This window comes from Synechococcus sp. Minos11 (genome assembly GCF_014279855.1).
In the GTDB taxonomy this organism is placed as follows: Bacteria; Cyanobacteriota; Cyanobacteriia; order PCC-6307; family Cyanobiaceae; genus RCC307.
Map to the genome: position 1 here is coordinate 1,011,963 of NZ_CP047953.1, position 25,580 is coordinate 1,037,542.

Annotated in this window: 30 protein-coding genes; 11 read left to right on the plus strand and 19 right to left on the minus strand. The window is 61.5% G+C overall.

Annotated elements, in window-relative coordinates:
• Nucleotides 1-42: 42 nt before the first annotated feature.
• A complete protein-coding gene (locus SynMINOS11_RS05665) occupies nucleotides 43-741 on the minus strand; it encodes a hypothetical protein (RefSeq protein ID WP_186550413.1) in 699 nt (232 codons plus the stop codon).
• An 89-nt stretch (nucleotides 742-830) separates the two neighbouring features.
• On the opposite strand from SynMINOS11_RS05665, the gene SynMINOS11_RS05670 reads away from it, so the two are divergent.
• The 5 genes from SynMINOS11_RS05670 to SynMINOS11_RS12920 all read left to right on the plus strand — a co-directional run bounded on the left by SynMINOS11_RS05670 (nucleotide 831) and on the right by SynMINOS11_RS12920 (nucleotide 3,866).
• Nucleotides 831-2,477 (plus strand): NAD(P)/FAD-dependent oxidoreductase, encoded by a 1,647-nt coding sequence (locus SynMINOS11_RS05670; protein ID WP_186550415.1) that lies wholly within the window; start codon nucleotides 831-833, stop codon nucleotides 2,475-2,477.
• Nucleotides 2,478-2,711: 234 nt separating this feature from the next.
• Nucleotides 2,712-3,137, plus strand: coding sequence for a tellurite resistance TerB family protein (locus SynMINOS11_RS05675; RefSeq protein ID WP_011935530.1), 426 nt, complete (start codon nucleotides 2,712-2,714; stop codon nucleotides 3,135-3,137).
• A gap of 19 nt (nucleotides 3,138-3,156) precedes the next feature.
• Nucleotides 3,157-3,345 carry a hypothetical protein gene (locus SynMINOS11_RS05680; protein WP_186550417.1) on the plus strand — a complete coding sequence of 63 codons (189 nt, stop codon included), beginning with the start codon at nucleotides 3,157-3,159 and terminating at the stop codon, nucleotides 3,343-3,345.
• Nucleotides 3,346-3,349: 4 nt separating this feature from the next.
• Nucleotides 3,350-3,580, plus strand: a complete 231-nt coding sequence (locus SynMINOS11_RS05685) for a type II toxin-antitoxin system HicA family toxin (protein ID WP_011935532.1) — start codon at nucleotides 3,350-3,352, stop codon at nucleotides 3,578-3,580.
• A gap of 163 nt (nucleotides 3,581-3,743) precedes the next feature.
• On the plus strand, nucleotides 3,744-3,866 hold the full coding sequence (locus tag SynMINOS11_RS12920; RefSeq protein WP_255445512.1) for a hypothetical protein: 123 nt from the start codon (nucleotides 3,744-3,746) through the stop codon (nucleotides 3,864-3,866).
• A 50-nt stretch (nucleotides 3,867-3,916) separates the two neighbouring features.
• Here the strand turns inward: SynMINOS11_RS12920 and SynMINOS11_RS05690 are convergent, their stop codons facing one another.
• The 3 genes from SynMINOS11_RS05690 to SynMINOS11_RS05700 are packed head-to-tail and all read right to left on the minus strand — an operon-like array spanning nucleotide 3,917 to nucleotide 6,209.
• Nucleotides 3,917-4,504, minus strand: coding sequence for an inorganic diphosphatase (locus SynMINOS11_RS05690; protein WP_186550419.1), 588 nt, complete (start codon nucleotides 4,502-4,504; stop codon nucleotides 3,917-3,919).
• 49 nt (nucleotides 4,505-4,553) lie between these two features.
• Nucleotides 4,554-4,724, minus strand: coding sequence for a hypothetical protein (locus SynMINOS11_RS05695; RefSeq protein ID WP_011935535.1), 171 nt, complete (start codon nucleotides 4,722-4,724; stop codon nucleotides 4,554-4,556).
• Between the two features lie 12 nt (nucleotides 4,725-4,736).
• Nucleotides 4,737-6,209, minus strand: a complete 1,473-nt coding sequence (locus tag SynMINOS11_RS05700; RefSeq protein WP_186550421.1) for a peptide ligase PGM1-related protein — start codon at nucleotides 6,207-6,209, stop codon at nucleotides 4,737-4,739.
• 97 nt (nucleotides 6,210-6,306) lie between these two features.
• On the opposite strand from SynMINOS11_RS05700, the gene SynMINOS11_RS05705 reads away from it, so the two are divergent.
• The gene (locus SynMINOS11_RS05705) at nucleotides 6,307-7,716 is read left to right on the plus strand and encodes a sensor histidine kinase (RefSeq protein ID WP_186550423.1); all 1,410 of its coding nucleotides are present in this window, start codon (nucleotides 6,307-6,309) and stop codon (nucleotides 7,714-7,716) included.
• On the plus strand, nucleotides 7,716-8,063 hold the full coding sequence (locus tag SynMINOS11_RS05710; protein ID WP_011935538.1) for a hypothetical protein: 348 nt from the start codon (nucleotides 7,716-7,718) through the stop codon (nucleotides 8,061-8,063). The genes SynMINOS11_RS05705 and SynMINOS11_RS05710 overlap by 1 nt, the downstream gene beginning before the upstream one ends.
• Here the strand turns inward: SynMINOS11_RS05710 and SynMINOS11_RS05715 are convergent.
• The 7 genes from SynMINOS11_RS05715 to SynMINOS11_RS12925 all read right to left on the minus strand — a co-directional run bounded on the left by SynMINOS11_RS05715 (nucleotide 8,060) and on the right by SynMINOS11_RS12925 (nucleotide 15,266).
• Nucleotides 8,060-8,764, minus strand: coding sequence for a DUF1028 domain-containing protein (locus SynMINOS11_RS05715; RefSeq protein ID WP_186550425.1), 705 nt, complete (start codon nucleotides 8,762-8,764; stop codon nucleotides 8,060-8,062). The genes SynMINOS11_RS05710 and SynMINOS11_RS05715 overlap by 4 nt on opposite strands.
• A complete protein-coding gene (locus tag SynMINOS11_RS05720; RefSeq protein ID WP_186550427.1) occupies nucleotides 8,764-10,044 on the minus strand; it encodes a Zn-dependent hydrolase in 1,281 nt (426 codons plus the stop codon). Before SynMINOS11_RS05720 ends, SynMINOS11_RS05715 begins: the two co-directional genes overlap by 1 nt.
• Before the next feature lie 80 nt (nucleotides 10,045-10,124).
• Nucleotides 10,125-12,146 (minus strand): asparagine synthase (glutamine-hydrolyzing), encoded by a 2,022-nt coding sequence (gene asnB, locus SynMINOS11_RS05725; RefSeq protein ID WP_186550429.1) that lies wholly within the window; start codon nucleotides 12,144-12,146, stop codon nucleotides 10,125-10,127.
• A 1-nt stretch (nucleotide 12,147) separates the two neighbouring features.
• The gene (locus tag SynMINOS11_RS05730) at nucleotides 12,148-13,272 is read right to left on the minus strand and encodes an aspartate/ornithine carbamoyltransferase family protein (protein WP_011935542.1); all 1,125 of its coding nucleotides are present in this window, start codon (nucleotides 13,270-13,272) and stop codon (nucleotides 12,148-12,150) included.
• A gap of 239 nt (nucleotides 13,273-13,511) precedes the next feature.
• Nucleotides 13,512-13,730: a hypothetical protein gene (locus tag SynMINOS11_RS05735; RefSeq protein ID WP_186550913.1), complete on the minus strand. Its 219-nt coding sequence runs from the start codon at nucleotides 13,728-13,730 to the stop codon at nucleotides 13,512-13,514.
• Complete coding sequence (locus SynMINOS11_RS05740) at nucleotides 13,727-15,148, minus strand: sodium:solute symporter family transporter (protein WP_186550431.1); 1,422 nt, start codon at nucleotides 15,146-15,148, stop codon at nucleotides 13,727-13,729. Before SynMINOS11_RS05740 ends, SynMINOS11_RS05735 begins: the two co-directional genes overlap by 4 nt.
• Nucleotides 15,141-15,266, minus strand: a complete 126-nt coding sequence (locus SynMINOS11_RS12925; protein WP_255445514.1) for a hypothetical protein — start codon at nucleotides 15,264-15,266, stop codon at nucleotides 15,141-15,143. Before SynMINOS11_RS12925 ends, SynMINOS11_RS05740 begins: the two co-directional genes overlap by 8 nt.
• A gap of 48 nt (nucleotides 15,267-15,314) precedes the next feature.
• Here SynMINOS11_RS12925 and SynMINOS11_RS05745 point away from each other — a divergent pair, with 48 nt between their 5' ends.
• The gene (locus SynMINOS11_RS05745; protein WP_186550433.1) at nucleotides 15,315-16,025 is read left to right on the plus strand and encodes a 16S rRNA (uracil(1498)-N(3))-methyltransferase; all 711 of its coding nucleotides are present in this window, start codon (nucleotides 15,315-15,317) and stop codon (nucleotides 16,023-16,025) included.
• Between the two features lie 7 nt (nucleotides 16,026-16,032).
• Here SynMINOS11_RS05745 and SynMINOS11_RS13075 read toward each other — a convergent pair whose 3' ends face one another.
• The 5 genes from SynMINOS11_RS13075 to SynMINOS11_RS05770 form a co-directional block, all read right to left on the minus strand.
• Nucleotides 16,033-16,743: a rubrerythrin family protein gene (locus SynMINOS11_RS13075; protein WP_304623017.1), complete on the minus strand. Its 711-nt coding sequence runs from the start codon at nucleotides 16,741-16,743 to the stop codon at nucleotides 16,033-16,035.
• A 112-nt stretch (nucleotides 16,744-16,855) separates the two neighbouring features.
• Nucleotides 16,856-17,566 carry a phosphoesterase gene (locus SynMINOS11_RS05755; protein ID WP_186550437.1) on the minus strand — a complete coding sequence of 237 codons (711 nt, stop codon included), beginning with the start codon at nucleotides 17,564-17,566 and terminating at the stop codon, nucleotides 16,856-16,858.
• On the minus strand, nucleotides 17,566-18,381 hold the full coding sequence (locus SynMINOS11_RS05760; protein WP_186550439.1) for a metallophosphoesterase family protein: 816 nt from the start codon (nucleotides 18,379-18,381) through the stop codon (nucleotides 17,566-17,568). Before SynMINOS11_RS05760 ends, SynMINOS11_RS05755 begins: the two co-directional genes overlap by 1 nt.
• A gap of 4 nt (nucleotides 18,382-18,385) precedes the next feature.
• The gene (locus SynMINOS11_RS05765; protein ID WP_186550441.1) at nucleotides 18,386-19,165 is read right to left on the minus strand and encodes an ATPase; all 780 of its coding nucleotides are present in this window, start codon (nucleotides 19,163-19,165) and stop codon (nucleotides 18,386-18,388) included.
• Nucleotides 19,166-19,251: 86 nt separating this feature from the next.
• Entirely contained in the window at nucleotides 19,252-19,509 is a 258-nt protein-coding gene (locus SynMINOS11_RS05770; RefSeq protein ID WP_043736833.1) for a hypothetical protein, read from the minus strand.
• Nucleotides 19,510-19,608: 99 nt separating this feature from the next.
• Between SynMINOS11_RS05770 and chrA the strand changes: the two genes are divergently transcribed.
• Both chrA and SynMINOS11_RS05780 read left to right on the plus strand, forming a co-directional pair.
• Nucleotides 19,609-20,796 (plus strand): chromate efflux transporter, encoded by a 1,188-nt coding sequence (chrA, locus tag SynMINOS11_RS05775; RefSeq protein WP_186550443.1) that lies wholly within the window; start codon nucleotides 19,609-19,611, stop codon nucleotides 20,794-20,796.
• Nucleotides 20,797-20,799: 3 nt separating this feature from the next.
• Nucleotides 20,800-21,969: a saccharopine dehydrogenase NADP-binding domain-containing protein gene (locus SynMINOS11_RS05780; protein ID WP_186550444.1), complete on the plus strand. Its 1,170-nt coding sequence runs from the start codon at nucleotides 20,800-20,802 to the stop codon at nucleotides 21,967-21,969.
• Here SynMINOS11_RS05780 and SynMINOS11_RS05785 read toward each other — a convergent pair.
• Nucleotides 21,953-23,398 (minus strand): glycoside hydrolase family 13 protein, encoded by a 1,446-nt coding sequence (locus SynMINOS11_RS05785; protein WP_186550446.1) that lies wholly within the window; start codon nucleotides 23,396-23,398, stop codon nucleotides 21,953-21,955. The genes SynMINOS11_RS05780 and SynMINOS11_RS05785 overlap by 17 nt on opposite strands.
• 45 nt (nucleotides 23,399-23,443) lie before the next feature.
• On the opposite strand from SynMINOS11_RS05785, the gene SynMINOS11_RS05790 reads away from it, so the two are divergent.
• Nucleotides 23,444-24,610 carry a DUF4336 domain-containing protein gene (locus SynMINOS11_RS05790; RefSeq protein WP_186550448.1) on the plus strand — a complete coding sequence of 389 codons (1,167 nt, stop codon included), beginning with the start codon at nucleotides 23,444-23,446 and terminating at the stop codon, nucleotides 24,608-24,610.
• On the opposite strand, the gene SynMINOS11_RS05795 is transcribed toward SynMINOS11_RS05790, so the two are convergent.
• On the minus strand, nucleotides 24,607-24,942 hold the full coding sequence (locus SynMINOS11_RS05795; protein WP_011935555.1) for a DUF760 domain-containing protein: 336 nt from the start codon (nucleotides 24,940-24,942) through the stop codon (nucleotides 24,607-24,609). The genes SynMINOS11_RS05790 and SynMINOS11_RS05795 overlap by 4 nt on opposite strands.
• Before the next feature lie 55 nt (nucleotides 24,943-24,997).
• Complete coding sequence (gene lepB, locus SynMINOS11_RS05800) at nucleotides 24,998-25,549, minus strand: signal peptidase I (RefSeq protein ID WP_186550449.1); 552 nt, start codon at nucleotides 25,547-25,549, stop codon at nucleotides 24,998-25,000.
• Nucleotides 25,550-25,580: the final 31 nt, after the last annotated feature.

Below are 25,580 nucleotides of genomic sequence, written 5' to 3' on the forward strand. Positions count from 1 at the left end.
GAGTTGCTGGGTATCGGCCTGCCGCCTTTGCATCATCGGCGATTAGAGCCGGATGCCGCTGCGGTTGGCGCTGGCGGGTTGGTTGATCGGCACCCCGGGCCGCCAGTGCTTCACCGCAAAGCCTTGGTCCGGTTTGGGGATGCCATGGGCGGTTGGTTTGAGCTGGGTGCGCCAGCCGCTGGTCCACTTGATCATCACGCTGCCGTTGTCCCGCAGCGTCCAGGAACCATCTGAGACCTTGTCGATGTTGTTAAAGGCCATGCCTGAGGAGGTGAGCACCGCCATATAGGGCGGCTTCTCGCTTTGGGTGGGCTCGAGTTTGTAGGCCCCCACCCACCCCATCACCGGGCTGGTGAGCTGCACGGCTGTGCTCTCAGTCGTGAGCCCGCTGCCTGGTTTCCACGACCACTGCACCGCTCCAGCTGGACCCACTTGGATCGTGTCGATCCAGCCATCGGTGTACGTGGAGCGGATGCCATTGCCCCAGGTCTGCCAACGGCCGCGCTGCAAGAGCTGGTCGCTCGCCATTCGGTGGGGCCGTCCCAGATTGGGATGGCGTTTACCGGTCACCGTCAATGAGCTGCCATCGGGCCGCAGGATCAGGTTGAACGGCACGTTGTCTTCATCAACGAGCACCCAGGTGCCCATCATCCAGTCGGCATTGGGTTGGGGGAAGACGGCACGCAGTAAAACCGCTCCCACCAGCAGTCCAGCCGCGGGTTTCAACCAAGAGAGGCCCATGGCAGCGTTGCTGGTGGTGTTGATGTAGCAGGGATTCGCAGCGGCTGCCGCCTGCCAAATTGAAGGGTGCTGCTGCTGGTTGCGCCCCCGTGATCCGCGTTCACCAGATCGCCCTGCCGCTGGATCACCCGCCCGAGGCGTTGCCCAAAGCGGTGGCCAAGCGCTTGAAGCTGCCGCTCGAGGCCCTCGGCGAGCTGCAGCTGTTTCGCCGCAGCGTGGATGCCCGCCACAAGGGCGCCATTGAGCTGGTTTACAGCATCGATGTGCCGGTTGCCGATGAAGCCGCGGTGCTCGGCAAGCTGCGCCGTGATTCGCGGGTGATGGCCACCCCCGATCCCTTGGTGCGCCCATCGATTCCGGCGCCTGCTGCCTATGCCAATGGGCAGAGGCCCCGGCCGGTGGTGGTGGGTGCCGGGCCCTGCGGCTATTTCGCGGCTTTGTTTTTGGCCCAGCAGGGCTACCGGCCGCTTTTGCTAGAGCGCGGCAAGCCGGTGAAGCAGCGCACCGCCGACACCTTTGGCTTTTGGAAAGGGCGCCTGCCGTTTAATCCGGCCTCCAATGCCCAGTTCGGTGAAGGCGGAGCGGGCACCTTCTCCGACGGCAAGCTCTATTCCGGCGTCAAGGAATCCAAGCGCCATGGTCGTTGGGTTTTAGAGGAGCTGGTGGAATCGGGCGCCAATCCCGAAATCCTGGTGCTCAACAAGCCCCACATCGGCACCTTCAAGCTGGTGGGGGTGGTGCGTCAGCTGCGTCAGCGCATCACCGATCTTGGTGGTGAGGTGCGCTTTGAGCACCACGTCACTGGTGTGGAGCTATCAGCGGGCACACGCCAACTCAAGGCGTTGACCTTGGCCACAGGCGAGCGCATTGAAACCGATGCGGCTGTGTTTGCCGTGGGCCACAGCTCGCGCGACACCTTTGCCTTGTTGCATGGCCAGGGCGTGGCGATGGAGCCCAAGCCCTTCTCGATCGGCTTTCGCATCGAGCATCCCCAGCCCTTGATCGATCAGGCCCGTTGGGGCGAGCACGCCGGCCACCCGATCCTCGGGGCAGCCGATTACAAGCTGGTGCACCACGCCAGCAATGGCCGCAGCGTCTACAGCTTCTGCATGTGCCCGGGCGGGCTGGTGGTGGGGGCCACCTCAGAAGAGGGCCGGGTGGTCACCAATGGCATGAGCCAATACAGCCGCAATGAACGCAATGCCAATAGCGGCATCGTTGTGGCGATCACCCCCGACGACTACCCCGGGGGACCCTTGGCTGGTGTTGATTTCCAGCGCGAGCTCGAATCACGCGCCTTTGTGCTGGGAGGCAGCAACTACAAAGCACCAGCCCAGCGCTTGGCTGATTTCTTGGCCGCCAAGCCCAGCAGCGATCTCGGCAGCGGCCGTCCTTCCTATGCCCCTGGCGTCACGCCCACTGATCTCTCAACAGCCCTGCCGGAGTTTGCGATTGAGGCGATCCGCGAGGCCTTGCCCGCCTTTGCCAAACAGATCCCTGGTTTCGATCACCCCGATGCGGTGCTCACCGGCGTTGAAACCCGCACCAGTTCACCGCTGCGCATTACGCGCGGCATTGATCTGCAGAGCACCAACACCCCAGGGCTCTTCCCGGCTGGTGAAGGAGCTGGGTTTGCCGGCGGCATCCTTTCAGCTGGCATCGATGGACTACGCGTTGGGGAAGCCGTGGCGCGCCATCTCAGCGGTTTGCTGCAGGCCCAGCAGGCCAGCCAGTAGCGGCTGGATTTTTTGCGCTAGCGCGAGTGTTGTTTGTGAACTGGGTGGAACTGCTCAAGTTGGCCAAAGAGTGATCACGGCCACCACCGGTGTGTGTGAGCGCGGCGCACATTGATAGAGCACAACGCCTACAGCCGATGGAAATCATTGCTGTGCTTGGAATCATCGGCATCAGTGCGGCAATCGCCGCGAAGTTGACGCCGACATCAAAACCAGACGCCTGATCGTGCCCTGATGGATTCCCTTACTGCGTTTGCCGCCATTGGCCTGACGGCTGTGGCCTGGGATGGTTCGCTCACCCCTGCTGGTGGTCGCGCGTTCCGTCATGCCCTCGACTACCGCGAGCCCTACTGCTCCCTCAATGAGCAAGACATGGTGGAGTTGATGGATTGCCTGCTGACCCGTCGCCGCGAAATCGGCAACACAGCTCTGATGCTTGAGGCCGCACAAGCCCTCAGCAGCACGCAATCGCTCACGGCCTACGCCATGGCGTCCGAGTTGATGCGCTCCGATGGCCCCTACGAGGCCGATGAGCGGCGCCACCTGGACCACCTGGCGCTGATCCTGTCGATCGCGAAGCCTGAATCCGATCGCATCGATTCGGTTTTTGATGTGTTGCACAACCGTCTGGCCCTGCGCTCAGAGCTCCAACCGGCTTGAAGCTGGCTAAACAAGGGGCATGACCTCTTGGCTCGATTCGCTCCGCTGGCCGGTGGCGTTGGTGATCGTGGTGTGGCTGTTGACGCGCGCCGGGATCAGCATTGCCCGCGCTGGGATTCGGGTGGAGATTTTCACGCGCCGGCCGATTCAGATCAAAACAGGTGAGGAGGCGATTGAGGCCAAGGTCACCAAGGTGAAGCTGCTCTGAGCCCATGAGCCATCACCACAGCGATGTGCTCAAGCCCAAGGAGGTGGTTCGGATCTTGGAACACCTTGGCTTTGAACATGTGCGCAACCACGGCTCCCATCAGCACTTTCGCGATGCCAACGGCCGCCACACGGTGGTTCCTGTGCACCCCGGCAGTGATTTGTTGCCCGGCCTAGCCCGGCGGATCGCCAAGGAGATCGGGATGAGCTTTGAGGAGTTCCTCAGCCACCGCTGAGCTCAGCAAGGTTAAGGAAAGGGGCTCAAAAATTAAGAAACTCCCTCACACCTTGTGCCCCGCAGGGGGTCTTCGTTAAATAGGCTTTAACCAAGCGTCAAACAGGGAGGGAGGTATGCGTAAATCATCGGCCCACTCTCAAGTCCTCCAGCTGGTCAACATCATGCGGATCGAAGAGAAGGCCCGCAGTTGCACCAACCGTGAAGAAGCTCGCCTGCTCATCCGCGAGGGCGATCAGGCCAAGCGTGCCCTTTGGGGCAGCACTGACTTGAACTACGGCTGCTAAAAAGCCCACCACCGCAAGGGTGATGGGCCGAGACAACACAAAGGCTTGGCTCAGTTAACGAGCTTGGGAGCGATGGTCTCGTCGTAGCGCTTTTCGCAGTCGCGGATGATCTTCACGGCTTCGTCATTGCCAAAGAAGCCGTTCACGGTGCAGGTGCCGGGCTTCTTCAGATCCTTGTAGTGCTCCCAGTAGTAGGTGGTCTCTTTGATCCAGTGCTCACCGAGCTGCTCGTAGCTGGTGATGTGATCCATGCGCTTGTCATCGGCCAGCACGCAGATGACCTTGTCGTCGACCTCACCGCCATCATCGAATTTCATGATGCCGATGATGCGGGCCTCCACCAAGGAGCCGGGCACCAGGGGTTCGGTGATGCCAACGATCTCCACATCGAGCGGGTCGCCGTCCTCATCCCAGGTGCGGGGCAGGCAGCCGTAGGCAAAGGGATAGGCCAGGGAGGAGTAACCAACCCGGTCCAGCTTCAGGTGGCCGGTTTCAGTGATCAGCTCGTACTTATTGATCGTCATGGAGTTCAGCTCCACGATCACGTTCAAACGCAGCTCGTCGGCATCGGCGAAAGCCGGCAGCACGTGCAGCAGGTTCAGCATCGTGCGGCTGGGCGCGTGATCGATATTGGCCATCGGTTGGAGCGAGAAGCGCCGGGATCCTACCGGCCGTCTCGAAACAGCCTCAAATCAGCTTGCCGCTGGGCACCTTGGGGCACTCCCGTTGCGGCAGGGCCTTGATGAACTGCTGTTGCAGCAGCAAGCGGTGCTTGAGCATCCGGTTTTCACGCACCAGCTGGGTGCCAATGGCCACGGCCATTAACACCATCAACACCAACCAAGGTCTGCTGCCCATGGACGGATCGTATTAGTGATCGCCCAGTAGGCGCGCTTTGGTGCGCGCATAGACCTGCTCGGCTTCCTGGGCGCTGCGGCCGATGCAGGTCATGCCGAGCTTGCCGTGCTCCGACAGGCAACCGAGCAGATGAAAGACGCTGCCGCTTTCACCCAGGGCGTCGTAATGCAGCCCGGCTCCAGCCACCAGATCAATGAGATCCATCGGCAGCAGCCCGCGCAGCCGCGGGTTGGTGAAGTTGTCGGTGGCCTTGTAGTGCAGCTCGCTGCCGGTGGGGGAGAGAAAACGTCCGCTGTCTTGGCAGAGCCGGCCATTGCTCAGATACCGCAGAGCCTGCATCGGGTGGGTGGTGCCGCCTTTGCGCAGGTTCACCTCAATGGCTTGGAGATCCCACTGCTCACCGAAGCGGCGGGCCAGCCCATCCACGGAGAAATGATCCAGAGCGCCAAGCTTGGCCAATTCAGCGCCCACAGCCAGGCCCCATCGCTGCAGCTCGCAGCGGTAGTGATCACGAGCCGGGAACTGGCAGCCGAGATAGGTCTGCCCGCTGGGGCCACCCAGCAGTTGCTCATGGGTGGAGAGCACTTCCACATGCCCGCCGGGATGGATCATTCCCTGCACGCTCGGTGAGCTCAGCTCCTCGCCGCCGCTCAGCCAAGCCTCCACCAAGGCCCCTTGGCTCACCAGCAGCTCGCGCCAGCCAGCCGCTGGCATGGGCAATTGCTCCAATCGCTCGCTGAGTTGCTGCCGCAGGCCAGCCGCATGGCTGCGCTCCAGGCCAGCCAGCTCCAGGGGGGCATTGCCTTCCCCACTGAAACCCTCATTGAGCTTCACCACAGCACGCTGCAATTCGCTTTCGCGCTCGACGAGTTCGGCGCAGGCTTCCACCAGATCGCTGAAGCTGTGCACCAGCTCTGAGCCAGCGGGATGGGTGAGCCCGCAGCGGCTGAACAGCTCGCGGCTGCCGGCTTTGCTGCCCCAGTAGGCCAGCGCTGGATCGGTGCCCAACAGCGGCACTTGCAAGGTTTCTGAGAGCTGGCGCTCCAGCTCGCCAACGTTGAAGCAGCTGATGTAGCTGCGATCCAGGTTGAGCACTTGGCGGATGCGTTGCAGCAGCCGCGGCCGCTCCAGCAATTTGGCCGCCAAGGGCCTGGGGCTGGCGTCGTCGGTGTCGAAGAGTTTGAGCCGATGGCGTGCATGGGAGATCGGCACGCCGGGCAAGAGCTCCAGCACCGCATCCACCACCAGTTCTGGCAGCAATTTGCTGGTGACAAACACCATGCGCGCCTTGGGCTGCCGTAGCCGAATCAGCTCAAACAGCTGGCGCTCTTCGTAGTGGTGCACCCCTTGAACCAGGGCAATCTGCTGGGCATCGAGATTCAGCGATGGCACCACCAGCACATCCCACGGTGCTGGTGATCCATCCACGTCATCGACATCCGCTGAGAGGCGCTGCTGCAGCTCCGCAAAGCTCAGGGCTGACATGGCCGCTGGAAGGCTGACTCTCATCCTGATCAGGTTTTGCGGTTTGCGCTTGAAAGCCAGAGCTGACAACAGCGCCTGGGCTGTTGACCATGGAGAGATGACAAGCCAGAGACATTGGCGCGATCGCTTGCTGGGCACCCTCCAGGGGCAGCTGCAGCTGGCCACTTATGTGACGGTGTTTCTGGGCTTCACCGGAGCCTCCTGCGCGGGGCTCTGGGTGAGCGAGCGAAACCTGTTTCGCCAACACAGCATGATGGTTGAGCAGTCGGCAGCTGGGATTGCTCAGGCCCTGGAGCGGTTGCCGGATCCGCCCAGTCGTCTACGGGTGCAGCAGCAACTCGAGAGCATCAGCGATAAGCGCACCATTTTTTGGTTTCAACAGAACGATGGCTCGCTGATCTTTCCGCGATCGCCGCTGCAGCCCCCCAGCGCCTACCTGCTGGAGCGGGCCCAGGCCCAGCCCTCACAGCAGGTGATCACCGATGCCCAACGGCGCTTTCTCACCAAAGAGGTGCAGCGCTTGCCCAGTGGGGGCAGTGTTTGGGCTGCTTGTGATGTGAGCGTTAGCTCGCTGGCCTTCAGCTCCTACATCTCTTGGATGATCCTGATTTGGTCGGTCTGTTTGGTGCTGACCCTCTTGGTGGTCACTGTGTTGGTGCGGCGCATTGTTCGGCCCTTGCGGCAACTCAGCGAGCTCACCGAAACGGTGACAGCCGACACGTTGCAGAACTCCCACGTGCAGTTCAGCGCTGCCCCTGAAGAGATCAGCCGCCTGGCGGAGAACTATGAGGAGCTGTTGCAGCGTTTGTCGCTGTCGTGGAGCCATCAACGCCAGTTCGTGAGCGCTGTGAGCCATGAGCTGCGTACACCGCTCACCATTGTTGGCGGTTACATCAAACGCACCCTCCGCACCGGAGACACCCTCGAGGTTTCCCAGCGCAATGGGTTGCAAACCGCTGAGCAGGAAACCCTGCGTATGCGCCATTTGCTCGATGATCTGCTCGATTTATCACGCGGTGATTCAGGTCGGCTCAGCGTGAGCCAGCAGCCGGTGGCGTTGTTGCCGTTGCTGGAGCAGGTGCAGGAGTTGGCCCAGAGCACGCAGCAGCGCAGCATCGTTTTGCTGCTGCCGGATTCCGCTGAGCTGATCGCCAATGCCGATCCCGATCGCCTGCAGCAGGTGCTGCTGAATTTGATTGAAAATGCCTGCAAGTATTCCGGGCCCCAAGCGCCGGTTGAGCTGGCCCTGCTGTCATCCCCCGACGAGCTGACGATCGAAGTGCGTGATCAGGGCATTGGGGTGCCGCCTGAGGATCAAGAACGCATCTTTGAGCGCTTCCAGCGCGCCACCAATGCCCCTGCTGGTGAGGGCTCTGGCTTGGGCTTATCGGTGGTGCGATTGTTGGTGGAGGGCATGGGCGGCCAGGTCAGCCTGCGCAGCCAGCTCGGCAGAGGCAGTGTGTTCAGCCTGCACCTGCGACCCGTTGAACGCGCCGATCACACCTGATGCTCGCCTACCTCGTTGCCACATCACTGCTGATCCCGGCCAACCTCTGGGCTGCGATCACCCCGCACCTGCATAGCGAAGTGTCGATGCGGATCCTGCATGGGCTCTCCACGCTGGCACTGCTGCCGTTGCTCTGGCAGCTCTGGGTGCGCCGCAAGCAAGATCTGCTCGTTTTCAGCCTGGTGTTGGCGGTGTTTTTGCTGGTGATGGTGGTGGTGAACGGTTGGATCACCTTTATGGGGATGGGCGTGCAATTTGGCTGGCTGGATCACATCTTTTTGGCGATCGCCTGCAGCAGCGTGATTGCCTATTTCTTTGCTGAGCCCTCGTTGAGCGAAGGCGGCTAGGCCACCCCGGCGTTCAAGCCGCCGTCATCAGCGGGCCTGGGCCTGCCGTCGGGAAGGGCTGCGAATTGATCACGCCAGTGCTGCACCCAGTTCTGCTGGCTGTACTCATAGAGGTGTTGCAGCTCGCCGACGGCGGTGGCGTTGAAATCCACGCGCAGATCCAGCAGCGGGAAATCCAGCTCGCCGCTGACCTGCAGCGCTGCTGAGCTGGCCATCGGTGAGCGCCGATCACCACCAGCGGCTTCACCGGCCGCCAGCGCGCTCAACACCCGCCGGCCAATCTTCCAGCTGGGGTTGCTGTCGCGGAAGGTTTCGGCCATGGCCTCCAGCACCGCTGGGTTCTCGAGCCAATTGCCAGCCACGCTGAAGTTCTCGCCGCAGAGATGGCCGGCAAAGCCATTGCACTCTCCACCGGTCCAGGCCGATGAGCGCCCCTCGGCGTCCACCAGTTGAATCTGCCGGGCGTTGCGTTGCTCATCGCCTTTGAGCAGCCATTCGAGGGCTTCATTGGCGCTCAGTCCATTGCCGAGGGCTTCCAGTCCGCGGTGGGCCAGATAAGGGTTGGTGGCGCCTTGGCTGGCAGCAGCTCCAATGTTCCTGCGCAGATGAGGAACGGTGGCGCCCACAGCGAGGTGGAACGTCGCCACAGCGACAGCAAATCGACCATTCCCAGGGTCTCGGGCAACGATCGAAAAGGTCATCAGCCCGGCACCTTGTTCAAGCGCTGATCCAGGCGCACCAGGCTTTGCATCAAGACAGCGGTGCCGTCGGCGCACTGACGGCTGCTGGTGAATTCAGCTGCTGAGTGGCTCAATCCGCCGCGGCTGGGCACAAAGATCATTCCCATGGGCCAGCGTCGGCCCATTTCCTGCGAGTCGTGGCTGGCTCGGCTCGGCAGGGCGCTGCAACTCAAACCCAGGGTTTGGGCGGAGGCAGCAATGGCCTCAGTAACGCTCAGATGGGCGGGGGTGGGATCAACGCTGAATTGAGGCAGCAAAGAGATGGGGCAACCGCTCGCCCTGCTGATGCTGTGGAGCCGGCTTTCCAAGTCCTCCACCAATTCGCTCAGAACCTCGAGGCTGAGGTCGCGCAGATCAACGCTCAGCTCCACCTGGCCTGGCACCACGTTGGCGGCATTTGGCCAGAGCTGGAGTTTGCCAACGGTGCCCACGGGATCACCGGGGTGGTTGTTGGCCAGCTCTTGCACCGCCAGGATCACTTGGGCCGCAGTGGCCAAGGCGTCCTGACGGGCATCCATGGGTGTGGTGCCGGCATGGTTGGCCTGGCCTTCAATGCGCACCAAAAAACGGCGCTGGCCCACAACGCCCTCCACCAAACCGATGGCATCACCGCGGCTCTCGAGAATGCCGCCCTGCTCCACATGGAGCTCAACAAAAGCGGCGATGGCGTCGTCAGAACGCCGTGCTTGCGCCAGCTGCTGCCAATTGCCGCCTGTGCGGGGCAGGTTGTCGCTGATCGATTGGCCGTTGCTGCAGGTGTAGTCAGCCGGGTTGTCGCTGGCGACTCCAGTCATTCCCTTGCAACCCACCATCGTGGACTCTTCATCGGCAAAGGCCACCACTTCCAAGGGGTGGCGCAGGCTGATGGCTTGATCCTTAAAGCTGCGGATCACTTCCAGCCCAGCCAACACTCCGAGGGCACCGTCAAAGCGGCCGCCGGTGGGCACGGTGTCGAGATGGGATCCCGTCACCAGGGCGGGCAGGCCTGGTTCTGTGCCTTCAATGCGGCCAATCAAATTGCCAGCGGCATCAATGCGAATGCTGGCTCCAGCGGCGATTAACCACTCGCTGAACAGGGTGCGGGCGCGGCAGTCGTCCTCTGTGAAGGCCAAACGCTTGACTGAGCCATCGTCTTGCAGGCCGATGGCGGCCATGGCATCCAAACTCGCGCTGAGGCGAGCCTCATCAACTGTTGCTGTCCAACTGGGTGTTTGGAGTGAAAGAGCAACCGATGGAGGCATGCAGCACAGCAGACGCCCCGTAACAATGGCCACTGTGGCCAATCACTGAGGTAGCGCAGGCGACTATTTCGCGGAGCCAGTTAAAAAACTTGTGCCGGTTCGCTCACATGCCAGCCCCGTGCATCGGCGGCCTGGCGGGCCTGGGCGGGCACATCGGTCTGCACAAAAAGCTTGTGCAGGATTTGCACTCCCAATAAGTGATTCACCATCGCATCGAGCTGAACCTTTTCTGCTGCTGGTGTCTCTGGGTTGCGGTGGCGCTCGAGCAGCTGCGCAACACCCTCTGGATCCAACAAACCGCAGGTTTCGATCGCCTCGCGGCTGAGATGGGCCGCTACGAGCTGATCAAGCTTTTGCAGCTTCTCCTCATCGGCATGGGCCGGTGGGGCCATGAACGCAAATTTCTCGCGGTGATAGAGCCGCTCAGGCAGCAGTCCAGCGACGGCTTCGCGTAGCACATGCTTTTCGCGCTGGTCTTTGATCCTTAGGTCGGGGGGAACCTGCACCGCCACGGCGGCGAGATGGTGATCCAGGAACGGTGGCCTGGCCTCCATCGAATTGGCCATGTCCACCCGGTCTCCGCCCCAGGTGAGGATTTGGCCCTCCAGCATCGTTTTGATCCACACGTACTGGGCCCGGTCCAGCACATGGCGCTCGTCGAGTTGTGAGCGATCCAAGGTGGCGGCAATGGCTTTGCCTGGCTCATAGCCAGCCATCGCTTCGCGGCGTTCGCTGGCTAGCAGTCCTGGCACCAGCGGGGCGCAGGCCAGCCACGGCTGCAGGCAGCTAGGGGTGAAGCCCACCGTTGCTGTGAGGTGGGGATCGTCCACGGGCTTGGCGGCGAGCATGGCTCCTGTCACCAGGGCATTGGCTTGATCCAGCCGTTTTTGGCTCTGGTCTTGGTCGCCCCCATCGCTGCCGTGCAGGAACATGTCGCGCCGGAAGGCGGGGTAGCCGGCAAACAGTTCATCGGAGCCTTCGCCGGTCAGCACCACCTTGTAGTTGACGTGCCGCACATGGCGGCTCATCAGATATTTCGCCACGCCGAGAGTGTTGTAGATCGTGCGCTCGGTGTGCCAGAGGGTCGTTTCGAAATGGTCGTAGAGGTCATCGCCTGAGAGGCGCATCACGTCCTGTTCGGCACCTGTGGCCTCAGCCATCTCCTTGGCGATATCGGTTTCGTCGTAGCGGCTGTCGTCAAAGCCGATCGTGAAGGCCTTCACCGGGGTTTGATTCACCGCGGCGGCCAACCCCAAGATCGAGCAGCTGTCGATGCCGCCGGAGAGATAACAACCCACCGGCACATCAGCCACCAGCCGCATTTCGATCGCCTCCAACAGCGAGCGGCGGATGGCGTTGATGTGCTGCTCTTCGCTGATGCTTTGGTCGCGCTCGTGGTCCTTGGGGAAATCAAGGTCCCAATATTTATGGCCGGATGTGCGCAACAGCCCGCCATCGCGCTGCACTTTCACTACATGGCCTGGTTGCACTTGGAAAATGCCGGCAAAGGCGGTGCTGCCCGGCACCATCGTTTGCATCAGTTGGTGGAACAGGCCTTCGGAGCTGAAATCCCGCTTCACTGCGGGGTGGGCAAACAACACCTTCAGCTCAGAGCCAAACACCAGTCCCTGGCTGGTCATCGTCCAGTACAGGGGCTTGATACCGAAGCGATCGCGCACCAGATAGAGGCAGTCCTCGTCGCGATCAAACAGGGCAAAACCAAATTCGCCGCGCAGTTGCGGCAGGGTCGCCTCGAGCCCCTCGCGCAGATACAGATGCAGCAGGATTTCTGAGTCGCTCTTGCTGTTGAAGCGCACGCCTTGCGCCACCAGTTCAGCGCGAATCCTCTGGAAGTCGTAGAACTCGCCGTTGTGGGCCATCAGCACCCGATCACAGCTGGATCGGAATGGCTGGCGGGCGCGGTTGCCCTCGAGATCAATGATCGAGAGGCGCGCATGGGTCATGCCGACGCCACTGTCGTGGATTTGGTAGCCAAAGCCATCCGGACCGCGATGGGCCTGGATCGCGGCCATGTTCACCAGCAGCTGGGGATCGATTGAATCACCCGCGTGGTGTGTGAAAACGCCTCCGATGCCGCACATGTCAGATCACATCCATGACTTGGTCGGTGCGCTCAACCATGCAGGTGAGCAGCGCCATGCGCAGGAACACCGCTCCCCTGGCCTGCGCGAAATACCAGTTTTGGGGGGTTTCATCCAGCGAAGAGCAGAGCTCGCGGCCCCGTGCCAGGGGGTGCAACACGATTGAGCCCTCCTTGAAATCGGTGTCGGAGCTGAGCTGGAAGTTGCTGCCATGCACTTCAAAGCCATCGCCAACCCAGGCGATCGCGTTGATGTAGGTGACATCGAAGCGGCCCACTTCATCGTTGAGGCGGGTGGCTAAGCGCAGCTTCAAGCCGCTTTGCTCGAGCGCTTCCCGTTGGCCCGCATCGAACATCGTCTCGGCGGGATCGGTTTTGGGGTCGTGCAGGATCACGATCTCCTCAACGATCTGCGGGAATTTGCCGAGGATCTGCAGCAGCGAGCGAACGGTGCGCATGCGTGATGGCACCCCAATGATTCCGATGCGGATGCGATCGGAGCGCTCCACTTCTTGGCGGCACAGCGATGGCCTCCACTTGAGGATCGTGTAGAGATCCGTCATCGCCTGGGTCGGATGCTCACCGATCCCGTTGCCGGCATTGATGATCGGAATCTTCAGCGAGGTGGCCATCTCATAGATGGCGGTCTCGCTGGTGTCGCGCAGCACCACGCAATCGCCGTAGTGGTTGAACATCTCAGCGATGTCGCTGAGGGATTCCCCTTTGGCAAGCCCTGTGGTGGAGGGGTCGGTGATGTTGATGGAGTCACCGCCTAAGCGGTGCCAGGCGCTGTCAAAGGACAGCCGGGTGCGGGTGCTGGGCTCATAGAAGGCATTGATGAGGATCTTGCCCTTGAGCGGCGAGTTGAAGCGGATGTAGCGCGCTGGATTGCTTTCAAATTTCGCCGACAAACGAAACAGCTGACGCAAGGTGCGCGGGCTGTAAGCGTTGATCGAGATGACGTGCTGATTGATCAGCTCATGCAGCGCTTCGCCGTCTTCATGGATCCACGACAGCAAATCCGTTGGAGAGGCAATCCCTGCGGTGTCGGCCTTCTCTCGGTTGAGCCGCAGCTGTTGCTTGAATTCCAACTGGTCAGGTTGCAAATGGCTAACGGCTTGGCCCATAGCGTGGATCCAACTGAGCAGTGCTTGATGGGCCGAAAAGTATCGATCGACTCCATCAACCCGTCATAGCAAAGTGATCCAGGTGTGAATCAGGGCTGCGATATTCAGCTTTCCTTCGTGATTGAGAGCGTTGAGATTTCAGTATCAAGAGCTACTGGCGCGAGGTGTTTTGGCTCGTTCAGCAACAGCCTGAGCAGCAGAAAATACGAATTAATTGATGACGGTTGGTTTCGCTGATGTCACCAGAGCTTTCCCTTCTGCCATTCCCGAAACCAGATCGCCAACAAAACCACCGTGGCGAGTAAAAGCCCAAACAATCCGCCGTAGACAATCCAGCGGAATCCTTCGGCTCCTACTTCCAAGCTCGGTGTTGAGGGCGCGTCTTGCTCGGCGGCATGGGCTGCGATGGCGAGACAGCTGCTAACCCCACTCAGCGACAACCAGGAACGGCGCTTCATGCTTCCTCCTGCAATTGGGACCAGCGGAATTCAGCGGGCCAGAAGCGACTCGCCACGATCATCACCACAGCTGATACAGCGGCCGAAAGCACCGCAGCGCAGTAGGGCGCTATCAGCCAGTAGGCCGCTAGTCCGAAGGCCGTTCCGGCGAGCATGGCAGCGATGGCACCACTGCGGCTCGCTGTTGGCCAATACAGCCCGCAGGCCACTGGCCACACCGTGGAAGCCACCAAGGCACCGGTGAAGAACAGCACGCTGGCGAGCGAATCCAAACGCGGCCAGGAGAGCAGCAGCGTCAGCCCGCCCAGCAGCACCACCATCCACTGGGTGGCGAGCTTGAGTTCCCGGTCGCTGGCTTCTGGTTTGAACAGCTTCAAGAACACATCTTCCGCCAACAGATCAGCGGTGGAGGCCAGCAAGGAATCCAGCGTTGAAGTGAGCGAGGCGAAGACCACGATGAATACCAAGGCAGCGCCGCCGGCCCCTAGCAATTGCGCCGTCATCACGGGGAACACCATGTTCACTTGGGGCACCTCGAGCTTGCTGGCCAGGGCCAATAAGCCAATCGATCCGGTGACGATCGGGATCGTCATCCAGCCCAAACCGCCCAACACAAATGAGCGGAACACCACGTTGCGGCGCGAGGCAAACACACGCGACCACCAGATGTTGCTGTGAAACACCTCTCCCATCGAAAACAGGGCGGAGTTCCAAGCGATGAGCAAGCCCGCTGGCAGCAGCAGGTTGAGCCGCTGAGGGTGGCTAGCGATCAAGGCCTGGTGCACCTCACTGCTGGGGAAGCGCATGTAGGCCAGTGCTGCCACCACCAGCAGCAACACCATGATCAGCAGCGACTGGATGAAGTCGGTGCCCACCACCGCGCGCATGCCGCCAAACAGGGTGTAGATCGTCGACACCCCAATCACCACCACCATCCCGAGGCGGTAGTCAAAACCGGAGAGGGCCTCCAGCAAGATCCCGGCCCCCATGGCCTGGGTGATCAAAAAGCCCAGGGTGTAAATCGCTGTGATCACCATGAACACCCACCAGGCGGCGCGGCCATAGCGCAGGCGAATGAAGTCGCCGCTGGTGCGCGCCGATGGCATCAAGTCCTTGATGCGCAGGGCCAAAGGGGCAAACAGGATCAGCCCTAGACCCGCCAGGGCGTAGCTGAACATGCCCCAAAGGCCGTTGCGGTAGCCGAATTCCGGCGCCAACAGGGTTGTGTTGCCGGTGACCCACGACGCCATCAAGGTTGCTGTGCTCAGGGCCAGGCCGATATTGCGGCCGGCGAGCATGAAGTCATCGGCGTCGCCTTTGCCTTGGCGACCCCACCAGATGCCCAAGGCAATCCATAAAACAGAGAACACCACCACCAACATCCAGGCGATGCCGGGGGCCAAGAACGGTTCAGCCATGGCGCTCGCCCAACTCAGCGGCGTAGCGGCGATGACCTTGGATGATCATCACCACCGTGGCCGCTGTGACTAGGCCTCCAGTGATGAAGATCAGCAAGGCCCAATGGAACTCCTGCATCGGCAGATCTGATCAAGCCGTTTCCATCCTTACGCTGCGGCTGGCGCCATGAATTTGATCCTGCTGCAGCCTGACGATGCCTGGATCAGCGCTGATCAGGTGCGATTGGTTGGTCGCCGCGCCGATCACATTCGCCAGCAGCTCAAAGCCGTTCTGGGGCAAACCGTTCGCGTTGGCCTGATGGGCGGCCCTCAAGGCACAGCAGAGATCACCGCACTCGATGCCGATGCTGTTGTGCTGTCGGTGGCGTTGGATCAGCCGCCAGCACCACGCCATCGTTTCGACGTGGTGCTGGCCTTGCCTCGCCCCAAAATGCTGCGCCGCATTTTTCGCACTGCCGCTGAATTTGGCGTTGGCCAGTTGCACTTGATCAACAGTGCGCGTGTTGAGAAGAGCTTTTGGCAAACGCCACTGTTGAAGCCGGCCAAGGTGGCGGAGGCGTTGCAGGCCGGCATGGAGCGCGCGCGCGACACGATCGCTCCGCAGGTTCATCTCCACCAGCGCTTTCGTCCTTTTGTGGAAGACGAGCTCTCTGCACTCTGCGCTGGCCGGCCTTGCTGGATCACCGATCAAGGGGCGCCCTTGGCGCTGGCTTCAGCGCCAGCCGGCCATGCCGTGGTGATGGTGGGACCGGAGGGCGGGTTTGTGCCCTTTGAAATTGAGCTGGCCTGCGCTGTGGTGGCCCAGCGTGTTCATCTCGGTGAGCGCACCCTTAGCGTCGATACGGCCTTCACGGCGACCCTGGCATTGGGCGCGTAGCCAGCCGTCAGGCTGCCTTGAGATCCACCGGCCGGTAGGGCACAAAGCTGGATTTGCGAGCTCCGCAGATGGTGCAGACCCAGTCCTCGGGGATGTCTTCGAACGGCGTACCAGGCGCGATGCCGGAATCCGGATCACCGTCTTTGGGGTCGTAGATCATCGAGCACACCTTGCAGATCCACAGCCCAGCCACTGGCTCTGCAGCCAGGCCAGCCTCGCCGCCGCCCTGCAAACCCTGCAGGGCGGCGGTGTAGCGATCGGCGTGGTGATGCTCAATCGGTGTTAGCAGCCCGAAGTTGCGGGCTGCGCGGCGAAAGATGCCGGCGTGCTCTTTCGATTCAGCGGTTTGCTCATCAAATTCTGCTTCTGCTCCGCTGTCGCGGTCTTGGCGGGCTTGGGCCGCAAAACCGGGATACATCGTTGTGTATTCGTAGGTTTCGCCTTCAATCGCCAACTCCAGGCAACGGGCCAAGATGGCCTGCTTTTGCTCTTCGCTGAGGCTGGCTGGATCAGCGATCGTCAGCTCTGGATGCAGCAGCCGGAAGTGGGCGAAGGCGTGCTCGGTTTCTTGGGCTGCCGTTTCGCGGAACAGCTTGGAGAGCTCGTTGTGGCCGAGTGCATGGGCCACATCGGCAAAGAACAGGTATTTGCGATTGGCCATGCTCTCGCCGCCAAAGGCGGCTTCGAGGTTGGCGCCGGTTGAGGTTGTATCAGCCATTCCCTGGTCCTGAATCGGTTCCATCAACAACTAACCCCGCTGGCGTGTTCTGGGACCGGTTGTGATGGCGAAGAAACCGAACGGCTCAGCCAATACTCAGCTCTGCGGGGACTCAGCCAAAACCGCGGCCGTTGGCAACCGCCTTGGCCCCTGCCTTGAGGAAATCAACGCGGTCACTGCCCGCGTCGTAAATGGTGTAGTGGGCACCGGCACCGATGCCAATCACGCTGCGTTTGGGCACCGGCTGCTGTTGCTTGTGCTCACCCCCAAGGGCTTTGACATGGGAGTCGATCCCACCACCGGTGAGCTCCAGGCGGAATTGTTGGGCGCTGCGGGCGGTGAACAAGCGGTTCACGTCGAGCCGCGTGAGCCGATCAATCAAGATCAGCGGGGATGTCTCGGGTGTGAGCTCATCGCCAATGTCGGCGGAGCTGCCATGGATCAAGCCGCAGTCCAATTCAACAAATCCAAACTGCAGCGACACCAACCAGCGCAGGTGCGCCGGATCCACAGCGCGCAGCAGGGCATCAATAACCTCCTCGCCATGATTGAGGCGCAAGGCATCGGCTTTGCGATCACCCCGAAAGCCGGTCTCCGCCAGCAGCTGTTCTTCCCACCAGCCATAGATGCAGTTGGGGCGCAGGTCTCCCCGCTTCGGATTTTGCAGCCGGTCCAAGAGCGCATCACAGTTGCGATCTGGGCTGATCACATCACCGAGCACAAACAGGGTGTTCACCCCACGGGTGGCTTGTAGATCCCGTTGAATCTGCTCATAGAGCTCAAGGTCTCCCTTGAGTCCGCTAATCAGGGCCCAGCGTTCCATCAGCGCTCACACACGTGGGAGGCATCGTCGGCCCGTTCGGCGTACTCAAAGCCATGGCTCAAGCGCCAGGCGAACACCTCAGGGAGTCCACCGTCAACAATCGCCCGGCAGGTGCGTTCAATGTCGTAGGCCACCTCGCGAATCTCAATCTCATCGCTGTCCTCGTGGTGGATCACGTAGGTGGCTTCGGTGCTCCCATGGCGTGGTTCTCCCACGGAGCCGGCATTCACGATGCGGCGCATGGGCAGCTCGAGCTTGCGTTCGCTGGCCGCTTCCTCGCCAGCCTGTTTCACCTTCACCCGAATCGAGCCGCCGCTGAGTTCACGCACATAGGGCATGTGGGTATGGCCGCAAAACAAGGTGTCGGCGCCGGAGCTCTCAACGCGCTCCAAGGCGGCAAACGCATCCATGTCAGGCAGCAGATACTCGTGCTGGCTGTTGGGGCTGCCATGGACAAACAGCAGCCGCTCGCGCTGCACGGTCATGGGCAAGGAAGCCAAAAAGGCTTTGTTCTCCTCACTCAGCTGCGCGTCAGTCCATTGGTGGGCACGGTGGCCACGGCGCTCAGCGAGTTGGGAGGGATAGCTGCACTCGCAGGAATTGAGCCCATCGATGATGTCTTCATCCCAGCAGCCTTGGCAGGTGGGGATCTGGCGTTGGCGGATCAGCTCCACCACCTCATTGGGCTGCGGGCCATACCCCACCAGATCACCCAGGCAGGTGATGTGTTCAATCCCCTGGCGATCGATATCGGCCAGCACCGCTTCGGTGGCGGCAAGGTTGGCGTGCAGGCAGGAGATGACGGCGTGGCTCATCGGATCAGAGGGCTTGGGTGAGTTCGGCTTGTTGGCGCTGGGGCTCTTGATGCAGCTCGAGCACCTCATCGCTGAGTAGGCAGTCGGCGATGGTGGCTTGAATCCCTCCGCCATCGAGGGCTTTGCCTTGCACGCTCAGCTTCGAGCAGCGCTTGGGCCTGCCATCGGGTGGTGCCACCGATTCCAACGGCAGGAATTGAGAGCCTCCTTGGCTCACCATCCAGTTGCAGAAAAACGCGCGGCCATCAGGCAGATTCATTAAGGCTTTGGCGCGGTAGACATCGCCGTAGGCGCCATTGACCAGCTCAAACCAAAAGCTGCTGAGGCTGTTGGGATCCCAAACGCATCTCTCCAGGGGCATGCTCCAGGCCTCCAGCCGGCTGAACTCCAAGGCGTCGTCTTTGGGGAGGTCCTCGTCTCGCCCGAAATGCAGGGCCCGATCCAGGCGCAGGCCCAGGGCTTCAAGCTGCTGGATCACGCTCGAGTCCACGCCCTCCAGAGCGCTTGACGATGGCGGCTCAAATTGGGTCAGCTCGACGAGATTGAGCTGCTGCTCCTGATCGTTTGGCGCTGGATCGGTGTTGGAGAGGTCAATCAGATCGGTGATCTGATCCTGCAAATAGGTCTGATCAATGCCGCCATCATCTGCTTGCTCAAGGCCAGCGGTTGAGATGCCCGGTAGGCGCAGATAGCCCCGCTGCCCCTGATGGTTTTTCAGGGTGTTGAGCATCCAAGTTGTTTTGCCGCAACCCGGAGGCCCGGAGATCAGCCAGGTTTGGGCCATGGAGCACTCAGCTCTCGGCGGGAATCATTCTCATTGTGGTCAAGCGGGGTTGGCTGTGTCCAGCGTCCACTCGGCGCCAGCAGCAGCTAGCGCCCTTCGCAGTGCTCCACCGCTTTGAGGTAATTCAATTTCCCTGGTGAGGTGGCGCCTTGCGGGTTCACGGCAACCCGCATCTGAACTTGAGCATCAATGCAGCGGTTGTAGCGATGGGTTTTCACCGCTTGGGGGATCAACAGCACCGTGATCGCCAGCAAGCTGATTGTGCTGATGGCGGCCAGGAGTGGGTAGGTGTGGGCCCGCACCATCTCGCGAGCTGAGAGCTGTTGGTCGCTGTGGTCAGCCATAACGTCTGCCTTCAAGCCCCCATAGTCTCCCGTGCCGTTGCAACCATGTGTCGCCTTTAAACCGCCGCCCCTACGGTTTCCATGTCATGGAGGCCAATGATGGCTCCTGCCTTTGAGGTCTTCCGCCAGTTCTTGCTGCTGGGCTGCAGCTCCTTTGGCGGACCCACAGCCCATCTGGGCTATTTCCGTGAGCGATTTGTGGAACGCGAGCGGTGGCTCACCGATGCGGCTTATGCCGATTTGATGGCCCTGGCGAGCCTGTTGCCTGGACCATCGAGCTCCCAGGTCGGCATGGGCATTGGCCTGTTGCGCGCCGGATGGTTTGGTGCGGTGGCGGCTTGGGTGGGATTCACCTTGCCATCGGCTGTGCTGATGATCCTGGCGGCAGCGCTGCTGACCAGCCATCCGGATTGGATGTCTGCTCCATGGCTGCAAGGTCTGATGGTGGCTGCTGTTGCGGTGGTGGCGCAGGCTGTCGTCGGCATGCAGCGTCGTCTAGCGCCAGATCCGCAGCGGGCCAGCGTCATGGTGGGCTCGGCTGTGCTTGTGCTGCTGGTGCAGACCAGTTGGGTTCAGGTTTTGGCTTTGGTTGCCGGTGCTCTGGCTGGGCTGAGTTGGCTGGCGTCTCCTCAAGCGGGAGCCGCACCTCAGGCGATGTTGCAGGTGCCTGTGCGGCGATCGATTGCCGTCCTGTTGCTTGCTTTGTTCGCGCTCGTGGTGCTCGCCTTGCCCTGGCTGGGGGCGTCCGCCAGGCCGGTTGTGATCCAGCAGTTGAGCAGCTTCCTTCGCGCTGGTGCTCTGGTGTTTGGGGGCGGCCATGTGGTGTTGCCGCTGCTTGAGCAATCGCTCGTGCCGCCGGGATGGCTTGGCCTTGATCAGTTTTTGGCGGGTTACGGATTGGCGCAGTCGGTACCTGGTCCCATGTTCAGCTTCTCGGCGTTCCTGGGTTTTGATCTGCAGGGCGGACTGCATGGGGTGATCGGTGCGTTGTTGGCGTTAATCGCCCTGTTCACCCCGGCGTTCCTGTTGATTGGCGGTGTCTTGCCGTTTTGGGGCGACCTGGGTCGCTTGGGTTCCATGCGGCGTGCTCTTCAAGGCATCAACGCGGCGGTGGTTGGCATCCTTTTGGCGGCCCTGTTTCAACCGCTCTGGCAAGTCGCAATTCGTGGCGTCGCTGACTTTTGCTTGGCCTTGGTGGCCTTTCTGCTGTTAGTCGGCTGGAAACAGCCGGCATGGCGGGTGGTGATGGCTTGCGCTCTTGTTGGCGCCGTGCTGTTGCCGGCTTAAGTGATGCCGAAGCCTTGCTTCTCTGCCATTGATGTTCTGGTGGTTGGCGGCAGCGGCCGGGTGGGCGGCTCCACCTTGCGCTGGTTGCATCGGCTCAGTCGCCGAGCTGATGCTGGCTTGGCGCCACTGAAGCTCGCCAGCGGCGGTCGCAGCGTCTCCCGATTTCAGGCCAGTCAATGGCGCCTCAAGCAGCCGGATTTGGCCTTTGTTGAGATTGATCTAGGCGGTTCGGTGGAGCAGCTCACCGCAGCCGTGCGTGGGGTCCAGTTGGTGGTGCACACCGCCGGGCCCTTTCAAGGGTGCAGCCAGCCCAAGTTGCTTCAGGCCTGCATTGCGGCCGGCGTTGCCTACTGCGACGTTTGTGATGAGTGGCCCTTAAGCCAGCAGGCCAAGCTGCTCAGTGTTGATGCGGTCGCTGCTGGCATTCCGGCTGTGGTCTCCAGTGGCATTTGGCCTGGGGCCAGTGCCTTGATGGCTGCTGAAGCCGTGGATCGCTTGGGCGGCCCTGGCGCCTGTGATGAGCTGGAGCTGAGCTTTTTCACAGCAGGCACTGGAGGGGCTGGGCCCACCATCGTCAGCGCCACGTTTTTATTGCTGGCCAGTGATGCGCTCACCTTGAGCGCTGGTCAGCTCAGCGGCCAACCAGCTTGGAGTGGGCGCCGCATCGTCGACTTTGGCCATGGTGTTGGCCGTCGCGCCTGCTTCCTGCTCGACAACCCTGATGTGCCCAGCACTGCCGGGGCGCTGCAAATCGCCAATTGCGCATCACGCTTTGGCACGGCACCCGCGCTGTGGAACCGGTTGTTTGCCGCGATGCAAAAGCTGCCTAGGCCGCTGCTACTGAATCGCCAGGCCATGCATGCCTTCTCGCTGGTTTCGATGCCGGTGATTCGTGCGGTTGATGCAGTCATTGGCAGCACCAATGCCATGCGCATCGATGCCCATGGCGCTGCCGGGAGCCTCTCTTTGCGTTGCGTGCACCACAGCCTGGAGGACTGTGTTGGTCAGGCCACAGCTGCTTTTGCGTTGGAAATGCTGCGCGGCCGTAGCAGTGGATCAATAGGTGCATCCAGTATCCCAGCCGGCGTGTGGTTCCCGGCTGAACTGAATCCGGTGGCACGGCGCAACATTCTCGAGGTTGTGAGCCAGAAGGCTCTCATCTGGGAGCTGTGAGCAGTAACGCGGCCGATTGCGCTGCAATCGCGCCTGCAGGTGTGGCCGCTTCTGTGCTCCACAGCACTTCGGCGCTGGCTTGGGGATCGGGCAAAGCCAGGGCGTTGTTGCGGCTTCGGTTGATCCAGATTTCCCATCCATCGGCCTGTGCCACCAGGCCATCGCTGCCAACGCTGCGCCAGCTCAGCTCCCCTTGCTGGATCACCGCATGGTGGCGCCTGAGTTCAGCGAGTTGCTGGATGTAAGCGCCCAGATCGGCAGGCCAGTCTTCATCCCAGGGAAATGCTTCACGGCAGGCTGGCTCGGGCCCGCTGGACCTGTCTGAATTCGGCCCTCCCGCCAGGCCTGCCTCAGTGCCGTAGTAGATGCACGGCGCACCAGGCTGCAGAAACAGCAGCAACAAGGCCAGCTTCAACGCCTTGAGATCGCCATTGAGGCTGTGCAGAGCCCGGGGTACATCGTGGCTGTCGAGCAAATTCATCTGAGCCCGGTTCACATCGGGGCGATACCAACTGGTGGTGGCCCTCCAGATGTTGAGTAACTCCTCGGTGCTTCGTGGTTGCAGGGGGTAGTCCGGGTTTTGGTAGCCCTGGCGCAAACCTTTGCCTCCGGCCCAGCCGAGCGTGCTCCAGCCGATGCGGTAGTTCATCACCCCATCGAACTGATCGCCTTGCAGCCAGGAGCGTGCATCGCCCCAGATCTCTCCAACGATCCAGGCATCGCCTTTCACGGCTCGCACCGTCTTCCGGAAGTCAATCCAAAACTCCTGCGGCACCTCATCGGGAACATCGAGGCGCCAGCCATCAATTCCCCGCTCCAGCCAATGGCGGGCCACCCTCAGCAGGTAGTCCTGAACGGCGGGGTTGGCGTGGTTCAACTTCGGCAGGTCGGGGATTGCCCACCAGCAGTCGTAGCCGCAGCTTTCCCCGTCGCCCGGATAGGGCTTGAGCGGCCATTGCTGGACGTGGAACCAATCTCGGTAGGGGGAGGCCGCTCCGTTCTCCACCACGTGATGGAAGGCCCAGAACCCGCGGCCGCAGTGGTTGAACACACCATCGAGCACCAGGCGCATGCCCCGGCTATGCACAGCGCTGATCAGCGCATCGAGTGCCGCATCGCCCCCCAAAAGGGGATCGACCTGGAGATAGTCGTAGGTGTGGTATCGGTGATTGGCGGCTGAGCTGAAGATCGGCGTGAGGTAGAGGCAGTTCACCCCCATCGCCTGGATGTGATCAAGGGCATCGATCACGCCATAGAGATCGCCGCCTTGAAAGCCCTGTTCGGTGGGATCGCTTCCCCAGGGTTTCAAGGCCAACAAGCGCTGCTCGTTAACACGTCCGCTGCGGCGGAAGCGGTCGGGAAAGATCTGATAGATCACAGCCTCGGCCACCCAAGCCGGTGGATCGCTGTAGGCCGTATCTCCCGGCAATGCTGCTAAACCCGCTGCCTTCTCGCTAGCAAGTCACCAAGGCAAATGGCCATGGCCGCTATCAGCGGCAGCCAGCTGCTCTGCAGAATTGAGGCACCACTGACAGATGGCGTGGCGGTAAGCGGAGCCCAACCGGCTGATCAGAAGTGGGCTTGGTGGCCGCTGCTGCCCCTGTACCCCTTTGGCCGCAGGCGCACGTTGCGCCGTGAGCTGGTGCCTGGTCAGATCTGGAGCTTTGAGCAGCTCCAAGGGGTGTTTTTCGTGGCTGTGCCCATCCGCATGACTGCGGTGAAGCTCAAGGCTGGCTTGTTGCTGTATGCCCCTGTGGCTGCCACAGCCGAGTGCATTGCTCTGGTGCGCGAGCTGGAAGCTGAGCATGGGCCTGTGGTGAGCATCGTGCATCCCACCAGTTCCGGCCTTGAGCACAAAGTGGGCGTGCCAGCGATGGCGCGGGCGTTTCCAAGCGCCGATGTGTGGGTCACGCCGGGGCAGTGGAGCTTTCCGCTGCCGCTACCGCTCAGCTGGCTCGGCTTCCCTGCACGCCGCACCAAGGTGCTGTTCGACGATGGGGTGCCCCATGGCGACGAATTGCACTGGGAGCAGCTTGGTCCCTTGCCCCTGGGGCCTGGTCCTTTCTGTGAGGCCACCGTGTTGCATCAGGCCAGTGGCAGCTTGCTGTGCACCGATGGCTTGATCGCCGTGTCCGAGCGCTGGCCCGAGCTCTTGGATCTCGACCCCAAGCCGCTGCTGTATCACGGCCGCAACGACGGCACAGAACCCATGGACGACTGCCCGCAACGTCGCTTACGGGGGTGGAAACGTCTGGTGCTGTTTGCCACCTGCCTCAAGCCGCAGGCTGTTGAGCAGGTGTGGAGGCGCTTCCCTTTTCGTTGGCGCAGCGGCTGGGAGCAGGATTTTGCAGCGATCAGCCGTGGTGGGCAGCTGCGCGTGGCGCCGATCCTCGAGGATCTGGTGTTTCCGCGGCAGCGCCCCTTGATGGCCCAGTGGCTGCGGCGCTGCGCTCAATTGCCGGTGAGGCGGCTTGTGCCCGCCCATTTCGATGCACCCATTGCCTGCACGACAGAGCAACTCAACGCCTTAGCCGACGGCTGGGAGCAGCAGGATCAACCTGCCGCTGAGTTGCAAGACAGAGCTTTCCTGCGGGCTTTCAACCGACAAGTGGAACGCTTTGGCTTGGTGCCGAAGCCTTAAAGATCGATGGGCTCGTCGCCGTCTGGGCCAAACACAGCGCCTTCGAGTTCCATGCGCTGCTCCATCTGGCGCAGGAAGTAGCCCGTCATCATCGCGGAGGCCAACAAGCCAGCGAGGTTGTCGCGACTGGTTTGAATCTTGACTTCGAACTGTTCGCCGGGAAGCAGGCCCAGCAGGCCCTGCACGTTGTGGCGAATGATCTCCTGGATTTCAGGGCTGGCCGAGCGGGCGACTCGCTGCAGCACATCCGGGCTCTGTTCCTGGAGGTACTTGATCAGGTCATTTCCACTGATCGCGTCGGACTCCGAGGTCAGAAATTCCGGATTGAACATTCCGCCCTTGGCTGTTGTCCAGGAAACAACTTAACAGCATCAGCAGATTTGACCCTCAGCCCATCGCCGGCGCGCTGATCGGGCCAAAACCCGCTAGAGGCCAATAGCGCCAACGGGCTGTGCCGACAACATCGGCCTCCTTGAGCAGGCCCCAGAGGTGGGAATCAAGGCTGGCATTGCGGTTATCCCCCAAAACCAGCAATGTCCCTTCCTCCACCGTCAGTGGCTCGAGTTGGTAGTCCATTGCTTCGGCGATCCAGGGCTCACTGACCGGCAGGCCATTGCGTTGCAACGTGCCGCTTTCAACGGCAATGGCATCACCGGGAACCCCCACCACCCGTTTGATCAGTGCTGCGTTGGGGTCATACCCGGCGGCAGCCAACACCTCTGGGGTGCGGAACACCACCACCGCATTGCGGCCGGGGCTGAGCCCCAAACGATGCCCGAGCTTCCAAACCAAAATTCGATCTTGCGGTTTCAGGCCTGGTTGCATCGATTCCGAGGGGATCCAGCGCGGTTCCACCACGCCCCAGCGCAGGGCGATGGCCACCACCACCACCAGCAAGAGACCCTGCAGCTGCTGGCGCCATGTGTTGCGTTGTTCCATCACTGGGCGATCGGCGAGCACAATCGTGACG